We start from the raw sequence: 20,820 nt of genomic DNA, 5'->3' as shown, positions 1-20,820 counted from the left end.
TGCCGTCCGGTCATACCCGATGATGTCGAACGGCAACACCATCTCCGTGGCCACCGTGCTGCTGAAAATGTGCATGCTGCCGATGCAGGAGCCGGTGACCGAGCCGACGCTGGAGGCACCGGTCGGCCTGATCCGCATCACGGCCGAGTGCAAGGACGGCAAGGTCAAAAGCGTGAAGTTCAGGAACGTGCCGGCATTTGCCGCGCATCGCGATGCCCTGATCGACGTGCCGCATCTGGGCAAGGTGCGCGTGGACATCGGCTGGAGGGTGATCTGCGCTAGAAATCCTGGACACAAATGAGCGTTCGTGTTTCGGAGGCAAATTTCCCAACAGGAACGGGAGGGTGGAGATGAAGCGCAAGCAATACTCGGTGAAGCGGATCGTCGCCGGAACTCGGCCGTGCCTGAATTAGCCTGCGCCAGGGGGCGTGTTGCGAGGGTTCCAGCCGAGCTTCACGATACCGGATCGGTAGGCTGTACCCGTATTAACCCTGATTAACAAAGCTTATCGCGGTGAAAAATTCCGCATCTTATTGAACCGATATCGGCTCGCTATAGTGGCTCGCTTTCCCGCACGCAGCGTCACGTGTGCGCACACAAACAAGCTGGAGCCCCTTAGATGACCGATACCCGATTCACCGAAATCGAGGATCTGATGCCCGCCGCCGGCGGGTTGCGCGAGATCCGTCACCACATCCACCACCATCCCGAGCTCGCGTACGAAGAGCACGACACGGCCGCGCTCGTCGCCGAGAAGCTCGAACAGTGGGGCTGGCAGGTGACGCGCGGGGTCGGCAAGACGGGCGTGGTCGGCACGCTGCGCGTGGGCGACGGCACGCGCAGCATCGGCATTCGTGCCGACATGGATGCGTTGCCGATCATCGAGGCGACGGGGCTGCCCTATGCGAGCGGCACGCACGGCAAGATGCACGCCTGCGGCCACGACGGCCACACGACGATGCTGCTCGGCGCCGCGCAGCATCTCGCGAAGACCCGCAACTTCTCCGGCACCGTGCACCTGTATTTCCAGCCGGCGGAAGAGCATGGCGTCGACAGCGGCGCGAAGAAGATGATCGACGACGGCCTGTTCGAACGCTTCCCGTGCGACGCGGTGTTCGGCATGCACAACCATCCGGGCGCGGCGCCCGGCGTGTTCCTCACGCGGCGCGGCCCGTTCATGTCGGCCGGCGACAAGGCGATCATCACGATCGAAGGCGTCGGCGGCCATGCGGCCCGACCGCACCTGACGGTCGACCCGGTCGTCGTCGCGGCGAGCATCGTGATGGCGCTGCAGACGATCGTCGCGCGCAACGTCGATCCCGCGCAGCCGGCGGTCGTCACGGTCGGCTCGATGCACGCGGGCACCGCGAACAACGTGATCCCGAACGGCGCACGCCTCGAACTCAGCGTGCGCTCGTTCAGCCCCGACGTGCGCGCGCTGCTCAAGCGCCGCATCACGGAGCTGGCCGAAACGCAGGCGGCGAGCTACGGCGCGAGCGCGAACGTCGAGTACATCGAAGGCTATCCGGTCGTCGTCAATACGGATGCCGAAACGGATTTCGCCGCGCAGGTCGCGCGCGAACTCGTCGGCGATGCGCACGTGGTCGAGCAGACCGACCTGCTGATGGGCAGCGAGGATTTCGCGTTCATGCTGCAGCAGCGACCGGGCTCGTTCGTGCGGCTCGGCAACGGCGAAGGCGAGGACGGCTGCATGGTGCACAACCCGAAGTACGACTTCAACGATCGCAACCTGCCGATCGGCGCGGCGTACTGGACACGTCTCGTGGAGCGTTACCTCGGGCGGTGATGCCGGCGGCGGGGCGGGCGGCCGGCGCTTCCGGCCGCATTGAGAGGAGACGATAACGATGCAGAAAGACCATCTCGCGCTGCACCCCGCGTCGACGGGGGCCGCCGAAACCAGCACGCCAGGTGCGCCGGCCGTCACGCGGCGCGGGGCGATCGCGGCGGCCGTGATCGGCAACTGGCTGGAGTTCTTCGATTTCACCGTGTACGGCTTCTTCGCGGTGCTGATCGGCAAGCTGTTCTTCCCGTCGAGCGACCCGACCACGTCGCTGCTGCTGTCGGTCGCGACGTTCGCGGCCGGCTTCTTCACGCGGCCGCTCGGCAGCGTCGTGCTCGGTGTCTACGCGGACCGCAAGGGGCGCAAAGCCGCGCTGAACCTGACGATCATGCTGATGGCGCTCGGCACGGGCCTGATCGCGATCGCGCCGACCTACGCGCAGGTCGGCGTGGCCGCGCCGCTGCTGGTCGTGTTCGCGCGGTTGCTGCAGGGCTTCTCGCAGGGCGGCGAATTCGGCGCGGCGACGTCGACGCTGCTCGAGCAGGGCGGCACGTCGCGCCGCGCGTTCCGCGCGAGCTGGCAGCTTGCGACGCAGGGCGGCGCCGCGCTGATGGGCTCGGGTTTCGCGGCGCTGCTGTCGAACACGATGACGAAGGACGCGCTCGAAAGCTGGGGCTGGCGGCTGCCGTTTCTCGTCGGCGTGCTGATCGCGCCGGTCGGCATGTATCTGCGCCGCCGGCTCGCCGACGATGCGCCCGGCGACCGCCATCACGGCATCGAACGCGGCGTGCTGCACGAGCTGTTCTCGAAGCACACGCGCACGGTGGTGCTGCTGATGCTCACGGTGATGGGCGGCACGGTGTCGACCTACATCCTGACGTTCTACATGCCGACTTACGCGATCCACTCGCTCGGCCTGCCGATGAAGCTGTCGATGTTCGTCGGTGTCGCATCGGGCTGCGTGATGCTGGTCACGTGCCCGCTGTTCGGCTGGCTGTCGGACAAGCTCGGCAGCCGGCGCCTGCCGATCTTCGTCGGCCGCGGCGTGCTGGTCGTATTGCTGTTCCCGGCGTTCTGGCTGATGAACCATCATCCGACGCTGTCGGTGATCCTGCCGCTGACCGCGCTGATGCTGCTGTTCTATTCGCTCGGCTCGGCGTCGGAAATGGCGCTGATGTGCGAGTCGCTGCCGCGCCACGTGCGCGCGACGGGCATCTCGATCGCGTATGCGCTCGCGGTGACGATCTTCGGCGGCACCGCGCAGCTGATCGCGACCTGGCTCGTGAAGACGACCGGCAGCAAGCTCGCGCCGGCCGGTTACGTGGCCGCGTGCGTGGTGCTGTCGCTGATCGCGGTGGCGATGCTGCGCGAGACGGCGCGGGATTCGATCGACTGACGCAACGCACGGCGCGGCACGTCGGGCGGCAAGCGGCAATCCGCGCTTATCGCCCGCGCACCACCCTCAGGTACGACGCGAGCATCGTCGCGAGTTCCTGCGCGGCCGGCGTCAGCGGCACGGCCGCGCGTTGCAGCAGGCAGATCTCCTGCGATTCGGCCTGTTCGCGCACGGGCACCTTCGCGAGCGCACCCGCAAACGGCCCGTGGCGCGTCACGGCTTCGGTTTCGAGCGACAGGCAATCGGTCTGCGTGACGAGTTGCAGTGTTTCGAACATTCCTTCGACGGTGGCGAGAATCTTCGGCGGCGGCAGGCCGTGCACGTCGAAGTACGCGAGCAGCCGGTTGACGACGGGGTCCGCGCTCAGGTTCGGCGAGCGCGTCGACACCCACCCGTAGTCGGCCAGTTCGGCGAGCGATTGCGCGTGCATCGCCGGATGCCCGTTGCGGCATACGACTACCGGCGCGGAAGCACGCAGCGGCGTGACCGCGAGATCGATCGTGTCGGTCTGCTTCGAGACGAGTGCGATCGCGAAATCGACCGCGTTTTCCCGCAGCCAGCCGATCATCATCCGCGACGTGCCGGTGCGCAGATGCACGTCGACCTTGTCGAAGCGCGCGCGGAACGCGCTCAGCACCGGCGCGAACGCGTCGATCAGCGGTTCGGCCACGAGGCCGAGCGTGACGGTGCCTTCGTACGCGCCGCTCAGTTGCCGGATTTCCCGCTCGACCTGCTCGCATTCGCCGAGGATCGACCCGGAGCGCGCGAGCAGCCGCTGGCCGACGGCCGTCGGCACGATCCCGCGATTGGTACGCGTGAACAGCGTCGCGCCGAGCGTCGCCTCGAGGCTCTGCAGTTGCTGCGTGACGCCGCTTTGCGCGAGATCGAGCGCGCGCGCCGCGGCGCGCAGGCTGCCGTGCTCGACGACGGCCTGGAAGATGCGGAGCTGGGAGAGCGTGAACGCCATGGGCAAGCGCGAGGCCGGTGATCGGGAAAAGTGATCATGATAAGGCAGCGGGCGATTCCGGCGGCGGCGCGCGCGCACTACGATCGCAGGCAGTCCGGCTCGTGCCGTTTGCCCATCGTCCCGCCCTTCGTCGACCATGAAACGTACTCTCCTTCCGCTCGTTTCCTTGTGCCTTGCGTTTGCGGCCGGCGCCGCACATGCGCTCGATGCGCGCTCTGTGCGCCTCGGCATCGATCCGACCTATCCGCCGATGGATGCGAAGGCGCCCGACGGCAGCCTGAAGGGCTTCGACGTCGATCTCGGCAACGAGATCTGCCGCCGCGCGCAGTTGCGCTGCCAGTGGGTCGAGCTCGAATTCTCCGGGATGATTCCCGCACTGCAGGCACGCAAGATCGACGCGATCCTGTCGTCGATGGCGATCACCGAGAAGCGCGAGAAGCAGATCCTGTTCTCGTCGAAGCTGTTCCGCTTCAAGTCGCGGCTCGTCGCGCGGCCCGGGAGCGGCGTCGGCAGCACGACCGCTTCGCTGGCCGGCAAGCGCGTCGGCGTGCAGTCGGGCACGCAGTTCGAATCGTGGGCGCTCGCGCACTGGGCGCCGGCCGGCGTCGGCGTGGTGCCGTACAAGAGCCAGGACGACGTGTTCGCCGATCTCGTCAACGGCCGCCTCGACGCGGCGCTGCTCGGCACCGTGGAAGCCGACTACGGTTTCCTGCGCACGCCGAAGGGCAAGGGCTTCGCGTTCGTCGGCGCGCCGCTCGACATGGGCGATCGCGGCGTCGGCATCGGCATGCGGCAGTCCGATACGGCGCTCAAGGCGTCGATCGACGGCGCGATCGCGTCGATGCTGAAAGACGGCACGTACGACCGGATCGCGAAGCAGTATTTCGACTTCAACCTGTACGGCGACTGAGCGCCGCGCCACCTCGCCGTTTCGCCCGCTTCTTCGTTTTCATTTTGTTCGAGACCATCGATGCAGATTCGCACCACGCCGCTCCTGTCGCCGTCGATCGGCACGCAGCGCACGCTGACGAGCTTTCATTTCGGGCCGGCCGACACCGGCCGCAAGATCTACCTGCAGGCCGCGCTGCACGCGGACGAGACGCCCGCGATGCTCGCGGCGTTCGTGCTGAAGCAGCGTCTCGCGCAGCTCGATGCCGATGGCCGGCTCGCGGCCGAGATCGTGCTCGTGCCGGTCGCGAACCCGGTCGGTCTCAATCATCATCTGCTCGGGCAATTCATCGGCCGTTTCGACCTGGCGAGCGGCCGCAACTTCAATCGCGGCTTCCTGCCGCTCGCGGAGATCGCCGCGCGTGCGCGCGACCGGCTCGGCGACGACGGCGAACGCAATCGCGCGATCGTGCGCGAATGTGTGGGCGCGGCGCTCGACGAGATCGCGCCGCGCACGGAATTCGATGCGCTGCAGCTGGCGCTGCTGAAGCTGTCGCACGATGCCGATGTGGTGATCGACCTGCATTGTTCGCTCGAAGCGGTGATGCACGTGTACACGAGTGACACCGCATGGCCGGAAGTCGAGCCGCTCGCGCGTTATCTCGGCTCGGAGGTGTCGCTGCTCGCCGAGGATTCGGGCGGGCACGCGTTCGACGATGCGCATCACCTGCTGTGGTCGCAATTGCGGCAGCACTTGCCGGCAGGTATGCCGATGGCGGCGGGCACTGTGGCGGTGACGGTCGAGTGCCGCGGCCAGCGCGACGTGACGTACGAATATGCGGAACGCGATGCCGATGCGCTCGTCGACTATCTCGTGTGGCGCGGTGCGGTACACGGCGAACACAAGCCGCTACCGCCGCTCGCCGCACCGGCCACGCCGCTCGCGGGCAGCGAGCAGTTCTATGCGCCGGTGAGCGGAATACTCGTGCACCGTGCGGCGATCGGCGCGACGATCCGCGCCGGCGATCCGCTGTTCGACATCGTCGATCCGCTGACGGATGCGATCACGACGATCGCGAGCGCGACCGACGGTGTGTTCTACATGCGCCGCGCCATTCGTTTCGTCACGGCCGGTGCGCCGCTCGGCCGCGTGACGGGCACGGTGCCGGTGCGCAAGGGGATGTTGCTCGGCGCATGAGCGGTGCGCTGTCCTACAGGCTCGCAGCGCAATTTCGTTCGTGTCAAATTGACCGTGTTTCCGCACATCACTAAATTGTGCGGCGCGGAGTTCGCTCCGTGTTCCGTGAGAAGAACGTTGGAACCGAGTGGAGTTGATACGGGCAGCCTTGGGCTGCCCTTTTTTTGCCGGCGTTTCTACGGCAACGCACTGAGGCGAAGGTCGTGAAACAGGTCGTAGACGAGCGTGCGCAGCCACTGATGTCCTTCGTCTCGCTGGTAACGTTCATGCCAGAACTGCGCGATGTCGGCCGGCGCGGTGTCGAACGGCAATGGTACGGCGTGCACGTCCTGTAGTCGCGACAGCACGCGGGCGAGGTGGTGTGAGGCGCGGCGAGCGTGCACCGCTCGACCGCGGGACGGGCACGGTGCTGGCGCGAACGAGCATGGTGCTCGGCGTGTGAGCGGTATGGTGTCCTACAGGCGTAGCGCAATTTCGTTCGTGTCAGATAGACCGAGTCTTGCCCCATCACTAAATTGTGTTGCGCGGTCACTCTGTGTTCCGCAGAGGTGATCGCATGGGCAACAGGACGTCTTCTATGACAACCGCGAAAAGAGCTGTCGTGCCGGCCGGCTATGCCGGCGTCCATAGTGGCATTGTCGAATTGCTCGAGGCCGCGCGCCATGCGGCGGCACGCAAAGTCAATGCGCTGATGACGGCGAGTTATTGGGAAATTGGTCACCGCATCGTGGAGGCCGAGCAGCAGGGGAGGCGGCGTGCGGGATACGGCGAGCAGTTGATCGAGCGGCTGGCGAACGATCTCACTGGACGGTTCGGTCGCGGGTTCAGTCGCCAGAACTTGCAGCAGATGCGGTCGTTCTTCTTGACCTGGCCAATTTGCCAGACAGTGTCTGGCAAATCATCTCCGGCACCGGTACACCCGAGGAGGCTCGACGAACTGGCGCAGTGCTTCGCGCTGCCGTGGTCGGCCTATGTGCGGCTGCTGTCGGTCAAGGACGACCAGGCCCGCCGGTTCTACGAGTCCGAAGCCCTGCGTGGTGGATGGAGCGTGCGCCAGCTCGACAGGCAGATCGGCAGCCAGTTCTACGAACGCACGGCGCTGTCCAGGGACAAGGCCGCGATGCTGCTCAAGGGCGCGGTACGCAAGCCGGCGGACGCCGTCACACCCGACGACGCGATCAAAGACCCTTATGTGCTGGAGTTTCTGGACCTCAAGGACGAGTATTCGGAATCCGACCTTGAAGGTGCGCTGATCGAGCGGCTGGAAGATCTTCTGATCGAGCTCGGCGAGGGATTTACCTTTGTCGCGCGTCAGCGCCGGTTGCGAATCGACCAGACCTGGTATCGGGTGGACTTGCTGTTCTTCCATCGCCGGTTGCGCTGTCTTGTCATCGTCGACTTGAAGCTCGGCAGCCTGACCCATGCCGACGTGGTGCAACTACGCCAAGGCGCACTGGACGCTTCCCGACGAGAACCCGCCGGTGGGTCTGATCCTCTGCGCCGACAAGGGGCACGCACTCGCGCGGTATGCGCTGGAGGGTTTGCCCACCAAGGTCATGGCGGCGAACTATCGAACCATGCTGCCGGATGCCGAGTTGTTGCAACAAGAATTGGAGAACACGCGACGCATGCTGGAGTCTAGTGTCAGGCCGCTGCGACGATAGCGGCACGCTCCGATATGGCTGGCCGCGTTGGATTGGCGGAGGGCATCGATCTGCATCGAAACGGCATCTTTGCCGGCGCGATGCTGACGACGCTGCCGGGCAGCGGTGCTGCGCCGCCCCTGTCGAAGAACCGGCGGGGCGGCAACGGATTCATCGTCGCCAGGCGCGAGAGCTTGCACTCACCCCCGCCGTGCCACCAACTCCGACACCGTCTGCGCGGCCTGCTGCAGCGGCCCGAGAAACTCCTTCACCATCTGCTTCGCGGTATGCCGCTGCGCGTTGCCGCTGATGTTCATCGCCGCGATGATCTGCCCGCGCCGGTTGCGGATCGGCGCGGACAACGACATCAGGCCCACTTCGAGTTCCTGGTCGACCACGGCCCAGCCCTGCTGGCGCACCTGCGCGATCGCCGCCTTCAGTTCGCCGAGGTCGGTGATCGTGCGCGGCGTGTGCGCGCGGATGCCGCTTTGCGCGAGCGTTTCGTCGAGCGCGGCGTCGTCGAGCGCGGATAGCAGCACGCGGCCCATCGACGTGCAGTACGCGGGCAGCCGGCTGCCGATCGACAGGTTGATCGTCATGATCTTGCGGGTCGGCACGCGCAGCACGTAGACGATCTCGGTGCGGTCGAGCACGGCCGCCGAGCAGCTTTCGTGGATCTGCTCGGACAACTGCTCCATCACCGGATCGGCGAGATTCCAGAACGGCATCGACGTGAGGTATGCAAAGCCGAGCTCGAGGATCTTCGGCGTGAGCCGGAACAGCCGGCCGTCGGCCTCGACGTAGCCGAGCGTCTGCAGCGTAAGCAGGATCCGGCGCGCGCCCGCGCGCGTGAGCCCGGTGGCCGAGGCGACCTCGGTGAGCGTCTGCTCCGGACGGGCCGCGTCGAACGCGCGGATTACCGCGAGGCCGCGCGCGAACGACTGGACATAGGAGTCGCCGGGTTTCGTCTGAGTGTCTTCGGTTGTCATGAGCGCCAGGAATATCGTGCAGCCGAGAAGATAGCGCATGGGGCCTGACACGCCAACCGCCCGGCGGACCGGGCGCTTGACAGGTCGTCCCCGCACTCCCTATGATGCGTTGAACGTTCGATACACGATCTTATGTTCGTATATAGAACATTTAAGCGCATCCCGGCGGGCAATGCAAGGGGGGCGCCCTGTTCATTCCCCAGCCTGTCCTGGGACCGGAGACACTGATGACCGAAGCTTTTCTGTGTGATGCGATCCGTACGCCGATCGGGCGTTACGGCGGTGCACTGTCCGGCGTGCGCGCCGACGATCTGGGTGCGGTGCCGCTCAAGGCGCTCGTCGAGCGCAACCGCGACGTCGACTGGACGGCGATCGACGATGTGATCTACGGCTGCGCGAACCAGGCCGGCGAGGACAACCGCAACGTCGCGCGCATGTCGGCGCTGCTCGCAGGGTTGCCGCAGGGCGTGCCGGGTTCGACGATCAACCGCCTGTGCGGTTCCGGGATGGATGCGGTGGGCGTGGCTGCCCGTGCGATCAAGTCCGGCGAGGCCGCGCTGATGATCGCGGGCGGCGTCGAGAGCATGACGCGCGCGCCGTTCGTGATGGGCAAGGCCGCGAGCGCGTTCGCGCGCCAGGCCGACATCTACGACACGACGATCGGCTGGCGCTTCGTCAATCCGCTGATGAAACAGCTGCACGGCGTCGATTCGATGCCCGAGACGGCAGAGAACGTCGCGGTCGACTACAACATCAGCCGCGCCGACCAGGATCTGTTCGCGCTGCGCAGCCAGCAGAAAGCCGCGCGTGCGCAGCAGGACGGCACGCTCGCCGAGGAAATCGTCTCGGTCACGATTCCGCAGAAGAAAGGCGATCCGGTGGTCGTGTCACGCGACGAGCATCCGCGCGAGACGTCGCTCGAAACGCTGGCCAAGCTCAAGGGCGTCGTGCGCCCGGACGGCTCGGTGACGGCCGGCAACGCGTCGGGCGTCAACGATGGCGCCGCCGCGCTGCTGCTCGCGAACGAAGCAACCGCGAAGCGCTTCGGCCTGACGCCGCGCGCACGCGTGCTGGGCATCGCAACGGCCGGCGTCGCACCGCGCGTGATGGGCATCGGCCCCGCGCCGGCCACGCAGAAGCTGCTCGCCCGGCTCGGGATGACGATCGACCAGTTCGACGTGATCGAGCTGAACGAGGCGTTCGCATCGCAAGGTCTCGCGGTGCTGCGCATGCTCGGCGTGGCCGACGACGATCCGCGCGTGAACCCGAACGGCGGCGCGATCGCACTGGGCCATCCGCTCGGCGCATCGGGTGCGCGTCTCGTGACGACCGCGATGTACCAGCTGCATCGCACGAATGGCCGCTTTGCGCTGTGCACGATGTGCATCGGCGTCGGCCAGGGCATCGCGATCGCGATCGAACGCGTCTGACCTGAGTCTTGCGGCAAGGCGGCAGATCACGCGCCGCTTTGCTGCTTCACCGCTTCGCGGTGTTCGAAACGATGCGCGGCACGAGGATTCTCGTGCCGCGCATCGTCGTTAACCGCCCTGCGACAACTGCTCGAGGCGTGCCTCGAGCGCGTCGATCTCGGTGTCCGCGAACACTTCGATGCCGTGCTCGCGCAGCAGCGCCGCCGTGACACCGGCGCCCGCGTGCCGCCGGTTCTCGAAGCTCCCGTCATAAATGAACGTGCTGCCGCACGACGGACTGCCGTCGGCGAGGATCGCGAAACGGCAATCGTGCGTGCGCGCGAGGGCCAGTGCGGTTTGCGCGCCGGACACGAACGGCACCGTCACGTCCGTGCCGTTCACGTCGACGATGCGCGCATCGCCCGACAGCACCCGCTGCCCGGATTCGCCGCCGGCGATTTCGGCGGGCGGGCGCGGCACGCTGAAGCCGCCGGCCAGCTCGGGGCAGACGGGCACGAGGCGCCCTTCGCGCTGCCACCTTTCGAGCGCCTCGTGCGCGGCGGTCTTGGCCGAGCCGTTGTAACGGACCGGATGACCGACCACGCACATGCTGACGAGGATCTTCGGCATGGCTGGCGGCTGCGCTTCGTTCTGCAATTTCGCTCTCCGTGATGCCGCGATGGCCGATGGTTGATGGCTGACGGCGGCTGTGGCAAAGCGGGAAATTCTACGCTTCACCCGCGTGCCGGTGCGTCAGGCCGCCGGGCTTTCCAGATGAATGTCCTCGGGCTCAAGCGCGTACAGCGCCGGGTCGGGCGACGCGCTGACCGTGAAGCCGAGCCGCAGGTAGAAGTCGATCGTGCGCTGCGACGGCGTTGCGGATACATACAGGCGCGCGGCGCCCATGGCGCGCGCCTGCTCACGGGCCGCGCGGTAGAGCTGCTCGCCGAGCCCGCAGCCGCGCCAGTCGCGGCTCACGTGCAGGAATTTCAGCTGCAGCATGTCGCGGTGCGGGCCGAGCGGCTGGCTGTCGACGACGACTGCCGCGACGAGCCGTGCGCCGTCGAACATGCCGACGCACCAGCCGCCGCGATCGTGACAGTCGAGCAGGATCGGCGTGTAGTGATCGGCTTCGCCATCCGGCCAGCCACGCACGTCGTAGAACTCGGGCACGAGATGCAGCGCGCCGTCGCGCAGCACATACAGGTGCTCGATGATCTCGCGCCGGTCGATGGTCCACACGAGCGGCACCTCGTCACGTGCGAGCGGGCGTGGGCAAAGCGCGTCGCGTTCGACGGCGGTGCGGCGCGTCATGCGGCCACCCGGTGCGCGGCGATCGCATACATCAGCGGCAGGCGCGGCATGTGATCGGGCGGCACCATCCGGCGGCCGTCCAGCTCACGCATGCCTTCGAAGCCCTTCCAGCCGTTCGCATACGGATATTCGGTCAGGCGGTCGATCGCGAGCCCGGCCGATACGAGCGCGTTCACGACTTCGCCGATGCCCCACATGAACTCGTAGCTCGGATGCGGGTTCGCGAAACCGACGATGCCCGGATGGTCGTGCTGCGCGCCGAGCCCCGTGCCGGATGCGGCGACGTAATCGCCGACGCCCGCCAGCTCCTCGGTCGCGTCGGTCTTGAAATAGTCGTAGCGCGGCGCCCAGTGTTCGTCGAAGTACAGCGCGAACGGATGGAACTCGACCATCGCGAAACGGCCGCCCGGCGCGAGCAGCGCGGCGATCCCGCGCGCCCATGCGTTCAGGTCGGACAACCAGCAGATCGCGCCGTACGACGTGAACACGCGATCGAAGCGCTCGCCGCGCGCGGCGGCCTCGGGCATCCAGTCGAGCACGTCGGCGCGCTCGAAACGCGCGGGCAGGCCCGCGTCGGCCGACAGTTGCCGTGCGAAGGCGATCGCTTCGTCGGCAATGTCGATGCCCGTCGCATCCGCGCCGGCGCGCGCGAGGCTCAGCGTGTCCTGCCCCGCGTTGCACTGCAGGTGCAGGAGCCGCAGCCCGGTGACGTCGCCGAGCAGTTCGCGCTCTTCGGGAAAAAGCGTCGAGCCGCCTTCGCGGAAAAACGCGGCCTGATCGCCTTTATGGCTGTTATGCGCGACTGTCGCCGTATTCCAGGACAGCCGATTCAGTTCGTGCCATGCCTTTTTCATTGAATTCGAATGCCGGGTGAATGGAGCGGGATGGATGAAATTGTTTCGCCGAGTGCAACGGCAGACGGCATTGCAATGCCGCTCGGCATGTTTCGGCTGCTTGGCGTGACAGGTAGATGAACGCGCGCGGCGATTATTGCCGAATGATTTGATCGAAATCATGGCGGCGGCTGAATTGAATATTTTATGCGAGAAAAGGGTAAGGTTTTTCCCGAATGTGCCGACAGAAAGATGAAGACCGTCGTAAAGCGATAAACCGTTTTTCGGCTACTGAGCGTGATTTCAGCGCGGCGCGGACGACAGATCCGCCTTTCGGAGCCTTGCATGCGCAATAACCAGCCCGTTACCCAACAGGAATTCGATTTTCCCGACGACGTTACGCTGATGTCGACGACCGATGCAGACAGCATCATCACCTACGCCAACACGACGTTCGCGCAGGTGAGCGGCTTCACGAACGAGGAACTCGTCGGTCAGCCGCACAACGCGGTGCGCCACCCGGACATGCCGCGCGAAGCGTTTGCCGACATGTGGGCGACGCTCAGGCGCGGCGAGCCGTGGACCGCGCTCGTGAAGAATCGCCGCAAGAACGGCGACCACTACTGGGTGCGTGCGAACGCGATTCCGGTCATGCGCAACGGCGCGCCGCAGGGCTACATGTCGGTGCGCACGAAGGCGCCGCACGACGAGACCGCCGCCGCCGACGCGCTTTACAAGGCGTTTCGCGAAGGCAAGGCCGGCCAGCGCCGGTTCCACAAGGGGCTGGTGATCCGCACGGGGCTGCTGCGCATCGCGTCGCTGTCGCAGACGATGTCGGTGCGCGCCCGCGTGCATTCGGCGCTGTGCGTGCTCGTGCCGGCGGTCGTCGGCGCGGGCTGGGCATGCGGGCTGGCCGGTGGCGGGCTCGCGGCATTTGCCGGGGCGACGGTCGGCTTGGCGGCGGCGGCCGGCCTGTGGCTCGATGCGCAGATCGTGCGTCCGCTGAAGCGGCTGCACGACCAGGCGCTGAACGTCGCGACCGGCGAAAGCCGGCGCGGCGTGCGGATGAACCGAGTCGACGAGATCGGCATGACGCTGCGCACGATCAACCAGCTCGGGCTGATGTTCCGCTGGCTCGTCGACGATGTCAGCGAGCAGGTGCACAACGTGCAGCGCGCGAGCAACGAGATCGCGCAGGGCAACAACGACCTGAGCGCGCGCACCGAGCAGGCTGCGTCGAGCGTGCAGGAGACGGCCGCGTCGATGGCCGAGATGACGGCGACCGTCGACAGCAACGCGGAGACGGCGCTGCAGGCGAACCAGCTCGCGATGTCGGCCAGCGAGGCGGCCGGGCGTGGCGGGCAGGCGGTGGGCGAGGTCGTCACGACGATGAGCGACATCACTGCCAGCTCACGCAAGATCGCCGACATCATCGGCGTGATCGACGGCATCGCGTTCCAGACCAACATCCTCGCACTGAACGCGGCGGTGGAGGCGGCACGTGCGGGCGAACAGGGGCGCGGCTTCGCGGTGGTCGCCGGCGAGGTGCGGGCGCTCGCACAACGCAGCGCGAACGCGGCCAAGGAGATCAAGACGCTGATCGGCGCGAGCGTCGACCGTGTCGAGTCGGGCGCGCGGCGCGTGGACGAGGCGGGCAAGACGATGGAGGACATCGTCGCGCAGGTGAAGCGCGTGTCGGACCTGATCGCGGAGATCAGTTCGTCGACGGCCGAGCAGAGCACCGGCGTGTCGCAGGTCGATCAGGCGGTCGTGCACCTGGACAACATCACGCAGCAGAACGCGGCACTGGTCGAGCAGAGCACGGCGGCGTCGGAGAGTTTGAAGCAGCAGGCGACGCGTCTCGTGGATGCGGTGAACGTGTTCCGGTGATCGCCGGGGCGCGCACACGAGGTGCGCGCCTGAGCGTGGCGTCCTGTTTGACGCGCGCAATGCGCATTCAGGTTTTTCGATTCAAGCGCATTGCGCCAAACGAGAAATATTCGTATTTCGGATTTTGTGTCGATGCGTTGAATCGAGCGGGAAAATCACGTCGGAATAATCTGGCGAATGGCCTTCAAACCGTTGCCTGGCCTGGTGTTTAGTTTCACCCATAAACGAATTGTTTGGTAAAAACAAGATGATGCATTTTTAATGCATATTTACCCGAATACGGCATAATGTTTTCGCCGAATTTGCCGAAAGCGCAGGAGCCAGACCAATGCGCGTGCGGATCGACCGCAATGCGCGGGGTCGAGAATCAATCGACAAGCGGGCGCAAGATCCGCTACCCGGAGCTCCACACCATGCGCAACAACCAGCCCGTCACGCAACGCGAATTCGATTTTCCGGACGACGCGACGCTGATGTCGACCACCGACGCGAACAGCTACATTGCCTACGCGAACGCGGCATTCATCCAGGTCAGCGGATTTTCCCCCGAAGAGATCGAAGGCCAGCCGCACAACGTGGTGCGGCACCCGGACATGCCGAAGGAGGCGTTCGCCGACATGTGGGCGACGCTCAAGGGCGGCGAGCCATGGACCGCGCTCGTGAAGAACCGCCGCAAGAACGGCGATCACTACTGGGTGCGCTCGAATACGGTGCCGGTGATGCGCAACGGGCAGCCGACCGGCTACATGTCGGTGCGCACGAAGGCGTCGCGCGACGAGATCGCCGCCGCCGAGGCGCTCTACAAGGCGTTCCGCGAAGGCAATGCCGGCAACCGGCATTTCCACAAGGGCTTGATCGTCCGCAAGGGCGTGACCGGCTTCATGTCGCTGTTCCAGACGATGTCGGTGCGTGCGCGGCTCCATGCGTCGCTGTGCGTGCTCGCGCCGGTGGTGGTGGCCGGCGGCTGGGCGTGCGGCCTGAACGGCGGCGCGCTCGCGGCGTTTGCCGGGGTGACGGCCGGTGCCGCGGCGGTGGCGGGCCTGTGGCTCGATGCGCAGATCGCGCGGCCGCTGATGCAGTTGCGCGACCAGGCGTTGCGCGTCGCGACCGGCGAGAGCCGCAGCGGCGAGGCGATGAACCGCGTCGACGAGATCGGCATGACGCTGCGCACGATCAACCAGCTCGGGCTGATGTTCCGCTGGCTCGTCGACGATGTCAGCGAGCAGGTGCACAACGTGCAGCGCGCGAGCAACGAGATCGCGCAGGGCAACAACGATCTGAGTGCGCGCACCGAGCAGGCGTCGACGAGCGTGCAGCAGACCGCCGCGTCGATGGCCGAGATGACGGCGACCGTGTCGAGCAACGCGGAAACCGCGCTGCAGGCGAATCAATTATCGGTGTCGGCGAGCGACGCGGCTGAGCGCGGCGGGCAGGCGGTGAGCGAGGTCGTCACGACGATGAACGACATCACGGCCAGCTCGCGGAAAATCTCCGACATCATCGGCGTGATCGACGGCATCGCGTTCCAGACCAACATCCTTGCGCTGAACGCGGCGGTGGAGGCCGCGCGGGCCGGCGATCAGGGGCGCGGATTCGCGGTGGTGGCGGGCGAGGTGCGGGCGCTCGCGCAGCGTAGCGCGAACGCGGCCAAGGAGATCAAGACGCTGATCGGCGCGAGCGTCGACCGGGTCGAATCGGGCGCGCGGATCGTGGATGGCGCGGGCAAGACGATGGAGGACATCGTCACGCAGGTGAAGCGCGTGTCGGACCTGATCGCGGAGATCAGCTCGTCGACGGCGGAGCAGAGCACGGGGGTCGCGCAGGTCGACCAGGCGGTCGTGCATCTGGACAACATCACGCAGCAGAACGCGGCACTGGTCGAGCAGAGCACGGCGGCGTCGGAGAGTTTGAAGCAGCAGGCGACGCGGCTGGTGGAGGCGGTGAACGTGTTTCGGTGATCGCAGCGTGCCCCGTTGGCCTTCGCGCATTCCGACCGCCGCATGTGTGGGCCGTTCAGTTGCGAACTGAACGGCGTGATCGGCCAAGCTGGGGATTTTCCTGCCTTTCGGATTAACCGATGCTCACACCGTGGGCTTCCGCCGGAGGCTTCAGGCCGCCGGCGAAACCTTGTCCGATTGCCTTGAACTTGAACTCGTCGTTCTGACGATACCGTTCGCCGCAGGTCGAGGCATCGAGGTCGAACTCGCTGCCGTCGTCGACTCGCGGGCTCCAGCCCGGGCCGACGACGGCTTCGCGCAGGCCCGGGGCCCCTTTCGACAGGGAGACGTTACGGCCTTAGGGCAGCCTGACAGCCACGGTGTGATTGCTTGGTCAGGTGAGGCGACCGTTCAGAAGTTCATGCCGTAGCTGTTGGCCAGGGCACGCAGGCCGCCGGCGTAGCCTTGGCCCACGGCGCGGAATTTCCACTCGCCGTTGCTGCGATACAACTCCGCGAAGATCATCGCGGTTTCGGTGGAGGCGTCTTCTGCCAGGTCGTAGCGGGCCACTTCCGCGCCGGAGAGCTCGTTCACAACACGGATGAACGAATGGCTGACCTGGCCGAAGTTCTGCTTGCGCGCTTCAGCGTCGTGGATGGTCACGGTGAAGGCGATCTTGTCGATCTCGGCCGGAACGCGGCTCAGGTCGACCTTGACGACTTCGTCATCGCCGTCGCCGGCGCCGGTACGGTTGTCGCCGGTATGCTCGACAGAACCGTCCTGGCTGCGCAATTGGTTGTAGAAGATGAAGTCGGCTTCACCGCGAACTTTGCCGTTGGCCCCCAGCAGGAAGGCGCTGGCGTCGAGGTCGAACTCGGTGCCATCGGTCGCTCGCGGGTCCCAGCCGAGGCCAACCAGGATCCTGGTCAGGCTCGGGTCGGTTTTGGACAGGGAGAGGTTGCCGCCTTTTTGAAGAGTCAGTGCCATGAAAACAGCTCCTTGTGGTTGTTACGGGTTACTGATTTTCGGCTTGCGCCTCTTCCTTTTTCGGGAAGATCACGCTGGCCAGGATTCCGATTGCCAGGACCGTCATTACGATGAGCAGGCTGGTGTTCGGATCGATGCTGATGCCGTGGTGGAACAGATGGTCGGTCGCGTTCAAACCCAACTTCGCTGCGATGAAGAACAGCAATACGACCACGGCCTTCTCCAGGTGCACCACGTAGCGCTTCAGCGCTTCCAGGACGAAATACAGCGTACGAAGGCCAAGGATTGCGAACAGCATCGCCGAGTAGACGATCAGAGGTTCACGGCTGACCGCGATGACTGCCGGGACCGAGTCGAACGCGAACAGGACGTCGGACACTTCGATCACCACCAGGCAGAGGAACAGCGGAGTAGCGAAGAGGCTGCCTTTGGCCGCCAGGCTCATATCCCGCTCGGCCGTCCGCACTTCTGCCTCGAGCGTCTTGCGGCTCACGAAGAAATTGTGACCGTGCAGCCTGGGCCATACCGGGAAGAGCTTTTTCGCGAAGCGGCAAGCAAGATGCTGCGAGTAATCTGTCGCCTCGTCATCGTCGTCACCGCCCTTGAGCATCATGACGGCGGTCCACGCCACGATCAGCGCGAAGACGATTTCGATCCAGGGTCCGAAAGCCAGCAAGCCGGTACCGATGACGACAAAGACACCGCGGAATACGATGGCCCCGATGATGCCCCAGTGCAGGATGCGGTGACGCAAGCCGTCCGGAACCTTGAACCAGGCGAAGATCGCCATGAAGACGAACAGGTTGTCGACGGAGAGGACCTTCTCCAGTGCATAACCGGTGACGAACAGGCTGGCCACTTCCGCGCCGTGCTGCACGTACAGGAAGCCGGCGAATGCGAGGGAGATGGCCACCCAGAATACCGACCAGATGGACGCTCGGGCCAGGGTGATCGGCTTGTCGTCGCGGTGGGTAACCATGTCCAGCAGCAGGGCGGCCAGCGCCAGGCCGACGAATACCGCCATGGTCAGCGGTGGAAAGCCAATGTGTGTCGTGTCCACGTTTCGGTTTCCTACAGTTCGAAGTCAGCCGGGTTCAGGCCGAGCTCGAGGCAAATCAGGCGGCAAGCTGCTTTTTCCTGGTCATCGAAATGACCGTCGGATGCGCCGATGGCACAGGCCACACGCACCAGCAGGCGTGCTTCCCCGTCCTTACCCTTGATCTTGCCGATGACCTTCAGAGCCTCGGCCTGGCCGATCTGGAAATCGAATTCGAACTTGCCGCAGGCGTCGTTGAATACCGTGATCACATCGTTCAGGTTGAAGACCTTCAACTCCGGGGAGTTGTTGATGAAGCCGACCATCTTTAGCTTCTCTTCGGATTTGATCTCGCCATCCGCGGCGGAAATCAGTGCGCAAGCATTGGCGGTTGCCTCCATGAAGGTTCGGTTCTTGAATTTGGCGACTTCAGTGGTCAAGGTTTCGCGGGCTTTGGCCGCGTTGGTTTTCAGCCATTCGAGCATGTGTTTCCCCTCGGTGAACGGGGCCAGACGGCCCCGCTGGATCAGTGGTTATTTCGAGCCTGCTTTCCAGCGCATACCCCAGCCGTAGGCACGATCCATTTCCTCGTGTCCGGGGTGGAAGTCGACTCGACGAGAGACCTTTACGGCCCCATTCACGTTTTCAAGAAGGGCAATCGCGCACATGCCGTGGCGGCCTCCCTCCTCATTCAGGCGCACTTCGATTTCGGGCTGACCGGGCACGAAAACGGTCACAACACCGTCAGTTGCCTTCCAGTTCGGAGCGCCGTCGTAGATGAACGCGAAAACCAGGATGCGTTCGATCTCGCTCCAGTGTTGCCCGTTGATGCGAAGCCACTCGCCATCGGCAACCGAGCCAGTACGGTCATCGCCCATGAGCTGGATGTAAGGTTCTTCGCGCAGCGTGCCGAAACGCTTGCCGAGCGCCTGCACGGCCCCTTTGAATCCGTTCTGCATTTCAAACAGGCAACCCAGGTCCAGGTCGATAGCATTGCGTTTGCCCAGGAGGCCACCGAGCAGGCCACTCGTGTTCTGGTTCCAGTTCAGGTTCACCTTGATTTCGCCGAAGCCGGCTGCGGTCTTCTCGAGGTTGATGCTGGGGCGAGATTTGTCGAGCGTGACTTTGCTGAGGCGAATCGTGGACTTCGGCACGTCAGGCGGTACCGGAGCGAGAGGCGGTGCCGGTACGGGCGCCGGTGTCGGCGCGCGCAGGCTCTGCGCCGGGCTACCCGAAGGCACGGCAATGTCGACTCCGAAGTACGTTGCCAGCGGCGCCAGGCCACCGGCAAAACCTTGTGCGACACAGCGGAACTTCCATGCATCGTGGCGGCGGTAGAACTCCCCAAGGATCAGTGCGGTCTCGTTCATCCCGGCAGTCGGGATTCGAGCTTCGATCCCGCCCGTAACGGCCACTGTCAGCATCGAAACACGGTCGAAGGTCGCCTTGTTCTCATGGATGGTCGCGGTGAGCGCGACTTTCTCGACGGCAGGGTCGAGCCGACCGAGATCCACGGTGAACTCTGCCCGGCCGGCCGTCGTGGTGGTCAACTGAACCGCGCCACCCAGGACACTCGTTTGGCCGTAGAAGCACATGTCGCCATCACCTCGGACTTTCCCGGCAGAGGTGAGCGCAAACGCAGAGATGTCGATTTCGGCGCCTGGAATCGGAGCGCAGCTGATGTCCACACGCAATTGGCCGGTGGCAACCGGCGCATTTCCGCCAGGTACCAGCATCGTCATGCTTGCACCGCCTGAATTGCCAGGTTGACGAGATCGTCGGCGGTGCGGCCGTTGGTGGACTGGCCGATCGCCTTGAATTCCCAGCCGCCGCTGCCGCGGCTGAGGCTAGCCATGACAACACCGGTGTGGCGACCTTTTTCCGCCAGGTTGAAGCGCGCCAGCTCGTGGTTTTGCGACTCGTCGAGGATGCGGCAGTAGGCGTTTTCGATTTGGTCGAAGGTCTGACCACGGAAGCTGTTCACGGTGAACACAAGGTGCTGGATCGTGCCCGGCAGGCGCTGCAGGTCGACGTGGATGGTTTCGTCGTCGCCATCACCTTCACCCGTCAGGTTATCGCCCGAGTGTTCAATGGAACCGTCCTTGGATGCCAGTTGACGGAACCAGACCAGATCGACGGATTTCATGTCGCCGTCCAACACGATGCAGGAAGCATCGAGGTCGATCGCGTTGCTGCCGCTACCCAGCATCCTGGAGAAGAAGCCGCCGGACTTTACCGGATCCCAACCCAGGCCCAGACTAATCGAGGTTAAGCCGCGGCCGGCAGTTTTCTCCAGCGAGATGCTCTGATTCTTGCTCAGGGTAAGTGCCATTTTTACGCTCCTTGTTGATCTTCGGTGTTCGTGTGAGGGACCGGACGGAATCCCGTTCCGCAGCCCCCGGCTTTGCCAAACCGCGAGCGGGATCGCCGTCGCACGGGGAAAAGTCGCCATGGCTCGTCTTGCGAGGCAGCCGGTAGCGCATGGTTCGGACGTGTGCCGCCGCGGCCGCTCGGCGTCGAGTCGGTGGACAG

The 20,820-nt window shown here is 65.2% G+C and carries 18 protein-coding genes and 3 pseudogenes; 9 read left to right on the top strand and 12 right to left on the bottom strand.

Going from position 1 to position 20,820, the window contains the following annotated elements:
• Positions 1-16: 16 nt before the first annotated feature.
• From LGN19_RS23425 to LGN19_RS23415, 3 genes and pseudogenes are all read left to right on the top strand, one after another.
• Positions 17-301: pseudogene (locus LGN19_RS23425) on the top strand (proline racemase family protein); the annotation flags it as partial.
• Between the two features lie 318 nt (positions 302-619).
• A complete protein-coding gene (locus tag LGN19_RS23420; RefSeq protein ID WP_226217381.1) occupies positions 620-1,807 on the top strand; it encodes a M20 aminoacylase family protein in 1,188 nt (395 codons plus the stop codon).
• Positions 1,808-1,865: 58 nt separating this feature from the next.
• Complete coding sequence (locus LGN19_RS23415) at positions 1,866-3,197, top strand: MFS transporter (RefSeq protein ID WP_226217379.1); 1,332 nt, start codon at positions 1,866-1,868, stop codon at positions 3,195-3,197.
• A gap of 46 nt (positions 3,198-3,243) precedes the next feature.
• Here LGN19_RS23415 and LGN19_RS23410 read toward each other — a convergent pair whose 3' ends face one another.
• Positions 3,244-4,164: a LysR family transcriptional regulator gene (locus LGN19_RS23410; protein ID WP_226217377.1), complete on the bottom strand. Its 921-nt coding sequence runs from the start codon at positions 4,162-4,164 to the stop codon at positions 3,244-3,246.
• Between the two features lie 136 nt (positions 4,165-4,300).
• Here LGN19_RS23410 and LGN19_RS23405 point away from each other — a divergent pair, with 136 nt between their 5' ends.
• Positions 4,301-5,074 carry a transporter substrate-binding domain-containing protein gene (locus tag LGN19_RS23405; protein ID WP_226217375.1) on the top strand — a complete coding sequence of 258 codons (774 nt, stop codon included), beginning with the start codon at positions 4,301-4,303 and terminating at the stop codon, positions 5,072-5,074.
• 60 nt (positions 5,075-5,134) lie between these two features.
• Positions 5,135-6,250, top strand: a complete 1,116-nt coding sequence (locus LGN19_RS23400) for a succinylglutamate desuccinylase/aspartoacylase family protein (protein WP_226217373.1) — start codon at positions 5,135-5,137, stop codon at positions 6,248-6,250.
• A gap of 176 nt (positions 6,251-6,426) precedes the next feature.
• Here the strand turns inward: LGN19_RS23400 and LGN19_RS23395 are convergent, their stop codons facing one another.
• The gene (locus LGN19_RS23395) at positions 6,427-6,576 is read right to left on the bottom strand and encodes a hypothetical protein (protein WP_226217371.1); all 150 of its coding nucleotides are present in this window, start codon (positions 6,574-6,576) and stop codon (positions 6,427-6,429) included.
• A gap of 251 nt (positions 6,577-6,827) precedes the next feature.
• On the opposite strand from LGN19_RS23395, the pseudogene LGN19_RS23390 reads away from it, so the two are divergent.
• Positions 6,828-7,914 (top strand): annotated as a pseudogene (locus LGN19_RS23390) (PDDEXK nuclease domain-containing protein).
• 179 nt (positions 7,915-8,093) lie between these two features.
• Here LGN19_RS23390 and LGN19_RS23385 read toward each other — a convergent pair.
• Positions 8,094-8,882 carry an IclR family transcriptional regulator gene (locus LGN19_RS23385; RefSeq protein ID WP_122948127.1) on the bottom strand — a complete coding sequence of 263 codons (789 nt, stop codon included), beginning with the start codon at positions 8,880-8,882 and terminating at the stop codon, positions 8,094-8,096.
• Positions 8,883-9,109: 227 nt separating this feature from the next.
• Here LGN19_RS23385 and pcaF point away from each other — a divergent pair, with 227 nt between their 5' ends.
• Complete coding sequence (gene pcaF, locus LGN19_RS23380; protein WP_226217368.1) at positions 9,110-10,312, top strand: 3-oxoadipyl-CoA thiolase; 1,203 nt, start codon at positions 9,110-9,112, stop codon at positions 10,310-10,312.
• 108 nt (positions 10,313-10,420) lie between these two features.
• On the opposite strand, the gene LGN19_RS23375 is transcribed toward pcaF, so the two are convergent.
• From LGN19_RS23375 to LGN19_RS23365, 3 genes are all read right to left on the bottom strand, one after another.
• Positions 10,421-10,921 carry a DUF523 domain-containing protein gene (locus LGN19_RS23375; protein ID WP_413227241.1) on the bottom strand — a complete coding sequence of 167 codons (501 nt, stop codon included), beginning with the start codon at positions 10,919-10,921 and terminating at the stop codon, positions 10,421-10,423.
• A 123-nt stretch (positions 10,922-11,044) separates the two neighbouring features.
• Complete coding sequence (locus LGN19_RS23370) at positions 11,045-11,605, bottom strand: GNAT family N-acetyltransferase (protein WP_226217364.1); 561 nt, start codon at positions 11,603-11,605, stop codon at positions 11,045-11,047.
• Complete coding sequence (locus LGN19_RS23365) at positions 11,602-12,459, bottom strand: class I SAM-dependent methyltransferase (protein WP_226217362.1); 858 nt, start codon at positions 12,457-12,459, stop codon at positions 11,602-11,604. The genes LGN19_RS23370 and LGN19_RS23365 overlap by 4 nt, the downstream gene beginning before the upstream one ends.
• Positions 12,460-12,783: 324 nt before the next feature.
• Between LGN19_RS23365 and LGN19_RS23360 the strand changes: the two genes are divergently transcribed.
• Both LGN19_RS23360 and LGN19_RS23355 read left to right on the top strand, forming a co-directional pair.
• Positions 12,784-14,328: a PAS domain-containing methyl-accepting chemotaxis protein gene (locus LGN19_RS23360; RefSeq protein WP_226217360.1), complete on the top strand. Its 1,545-nt coding sequence runs from the start codon at positions 12,784-12,786 to the stop codon at positions 14,326-14,328.
• A 413-nt stretch (positions 14,329-14,741) separates the two neighbouring features.
• Complete coding sequence (locus tag LGN19_RS23355) at positions 14,742-16,286, top strand: PAS domain-containing methyl-accepting chemotaxis protein (protein WP_226217358.1); 1,545 nt, start codon at positions 14,742-14,744, stop codon at positions 16,284-16,286.
• Positions 16,287-16,398: 112 nt separating this feature from the next.
• On the opposite strand, the pseudogene LGN19_RS23350 reads toward LGN19_RS23355, so the two are convergent.
• From LGN19_RS23350 to LGN19_RS23325, 6 genes and pseudogenes are all read right to left on the bottom strand, one after another.
• A pseudogene (locus LGN19_RS23350) lies at positions 16,399-16,611 on the bottom strand (TerD family protein); the annotation flags it as partial.
• 65 nt (positions 16,612-16,676) lie between these two features.
• Positions 16,677-17,252: a TerD family protein gene (locus LGN19_RS23345; protein ID WP_122948120.1), complete on the bottom strand. Its 576-nt coding sequence runs from the start codon at positions 17,250-17,252 to the stop codon at positions 16,677-16,679.
• 28 nt (positions 17,253-17,280) lie between these two features.
• The gene (locus tag LGN19_RS23340) at positions 17,281-18,312 is read right to left on the bottom strand and encodes a TerC/Alx family metal homeostasis membrane protein (protein ID WP_174958106.1); all 1,032 of its coding nucleotides are present in this window, start codon (positions 18,310-18,312) and stop codon (positions 17,281-17,283) included.
• A gap of 11 nt (positions 18,313-18,323) precedes the next feature.
• Entirely contained in the window at positions 18,324-18,773 is a 450-nt protein-coding gene (locus LGN19_RS23335; protein ID WP_122948118.1) for a tellurite resistance TerB family protein, read from the bottom strand.
• Positions 18,774-18,821: 48 nt separating this feature from the next.
• Complete coding sequence (locus tag LGN19_RS23330) at positions 18,822-20,030, bottom strand: TerD family protein (RefSeq protein WP_226217356.1); 1,209 nt, start codon at positions 20,028-20,030, stop codon at positions 18,822-18,824.
• Entirely contained in the window at positions 20,027-20,620 is a 594-nt protein-coding gene (locus LGN19_RS23325) for a TerD family protein (protein ID WP_226217354.1), read from the bottom strand. The genes LGN19_RS23330 and LGN19_RS23325 overlap by 4 nt, the downstream gene beginning before the upstream one ends.
• Between the last annotated feature and the right edge of the window lie 200 nt (positions 20,621-20,820).

The organism is Burkholderia sp. AU30198 (genome assembly GCF_020419825.1).
GTDB lineage: Bacteria > Pseudomonadota > Gammaproteobacteria > Burkholderiales > Burkholderiaceae > Burkholderia.
The sequence above is the reverse complement of the archived record's forward strand: the minus strand, read 5'-3'. Positions and strand labels throughout refer to the sequence as shown.

Bases quoted from the DNA above. Each gene is read 5' to 3' on its own strand.
- LGN19_RS23360 (WP_226217360.1), top strand. From the start codon at position 12,784: ATGCGCAATAACCAGCCCGTTACCCAACAGGAATTCGATTTTCCCGAC.
- pcaF (WP_226217368.1), top strand. From the start codon at position 9,110: ATGACCGAAGCTTTTCTGTGTGATGCGATCCGTACGCCGATCGGGCGT.
- LGN19_RS23410 (WP_226217377.1), bottom strand. From the start codon at position 4,164: ATGGCGTTCACGCTCTCCCAGCTCCGCATCTTCCAGGCCGTCGTCGAG.
- LGN19_RS23415 (WP_226217379.1), top strand. From the start codon at position 1,866: ATGCAGAAAGACCATCTCGCGCTGCACCCCGCGTCGACGGGGGCCGCC.
- LGN19_RS23385 (WP_122948127.1), bottom strand. From the start codon at position 8,882: ATGACAACCGAAGACACTCAGACGAAACCCGGCGACTCCTATGTCCAG.
- LGN19_RS23405 (WP_226217375.1), top strand. From the start codon at position 4,301: ATGAAACGTACTCTCCTTCCGCTCGTTTCCTTGTGCCTTGCGTTTGCG.
- LGN19_RS23400 (WP_226217373.1), top strand. From the start codon at position 5,135: ATGCAGATTCGCACCACGCCGCTCCTGTCGCCGTCGATCGGCACGCAG.
- LGN19_RS23365 (WP_226217362.1), bottom strand. From the start codon at position 12,459: ATGAAAAAGGCATGGCACGAACTGAATCGGCTGTCCTGGAATACGGCG.
- LGN19_RS23330 (WP_226217356.1), bottom strand. From the start codon at position 20,030: ATGACGATGCTGGTACCTGGCGGAAATGCGCCGGTTGCCACCGGCCAA.
- LGN19_RS23355 (WP_226217358.1), top strand. From the start codon at position 14,742: ATGCGCAACAACCAGCCCGTCACGCAACGCGAATTCGATTTTCCGGAC.
- LGN19_RS23375 (WP_413227241.1), bottom strand. From the start codon at position 10,921: ATGCCGAAGATCCTCGTCAGCATGTGCGTGGTCGGTCATCCGGTCCGT.
- LGN19_RS23370 (WP_226217364.1), bottom strand. From the start codon at position 11,605: ATGACGCGCCGCACCGCCGTCGAACGCGACGCGCTTTGCCCACGCCCG.
- LGN19_RS23325 (WP_226217354.1), bottom strand. From the start codon at position 20,620: ATGGCACTTACCCTGAGCAAGAATCAGAGCATCTCGCTGGAGAAAACT.
- LGN19_RS23420 (WP_226217381.1), top strand. From the start codon at position 620: ATGACCGATACCCGATTCACCGAAATCGAGGATCTGATGCCCGCCGCC.
- LGN19_RS23345 (WP_122948120.1), bottom strand. From the start codon at position 17,252: ATGGCACTGACTCTTCAAAAAGGCGGCAACCTCTCCCTGTCCAAAACC.
- LGN19_RS23335 (WP_122948118.1), bottom strand. From the start codon at position 18,773: ATGCTCGAATGGCTGAAAACCAACGCGGCCAAAGCCCGCGAAACCTTG.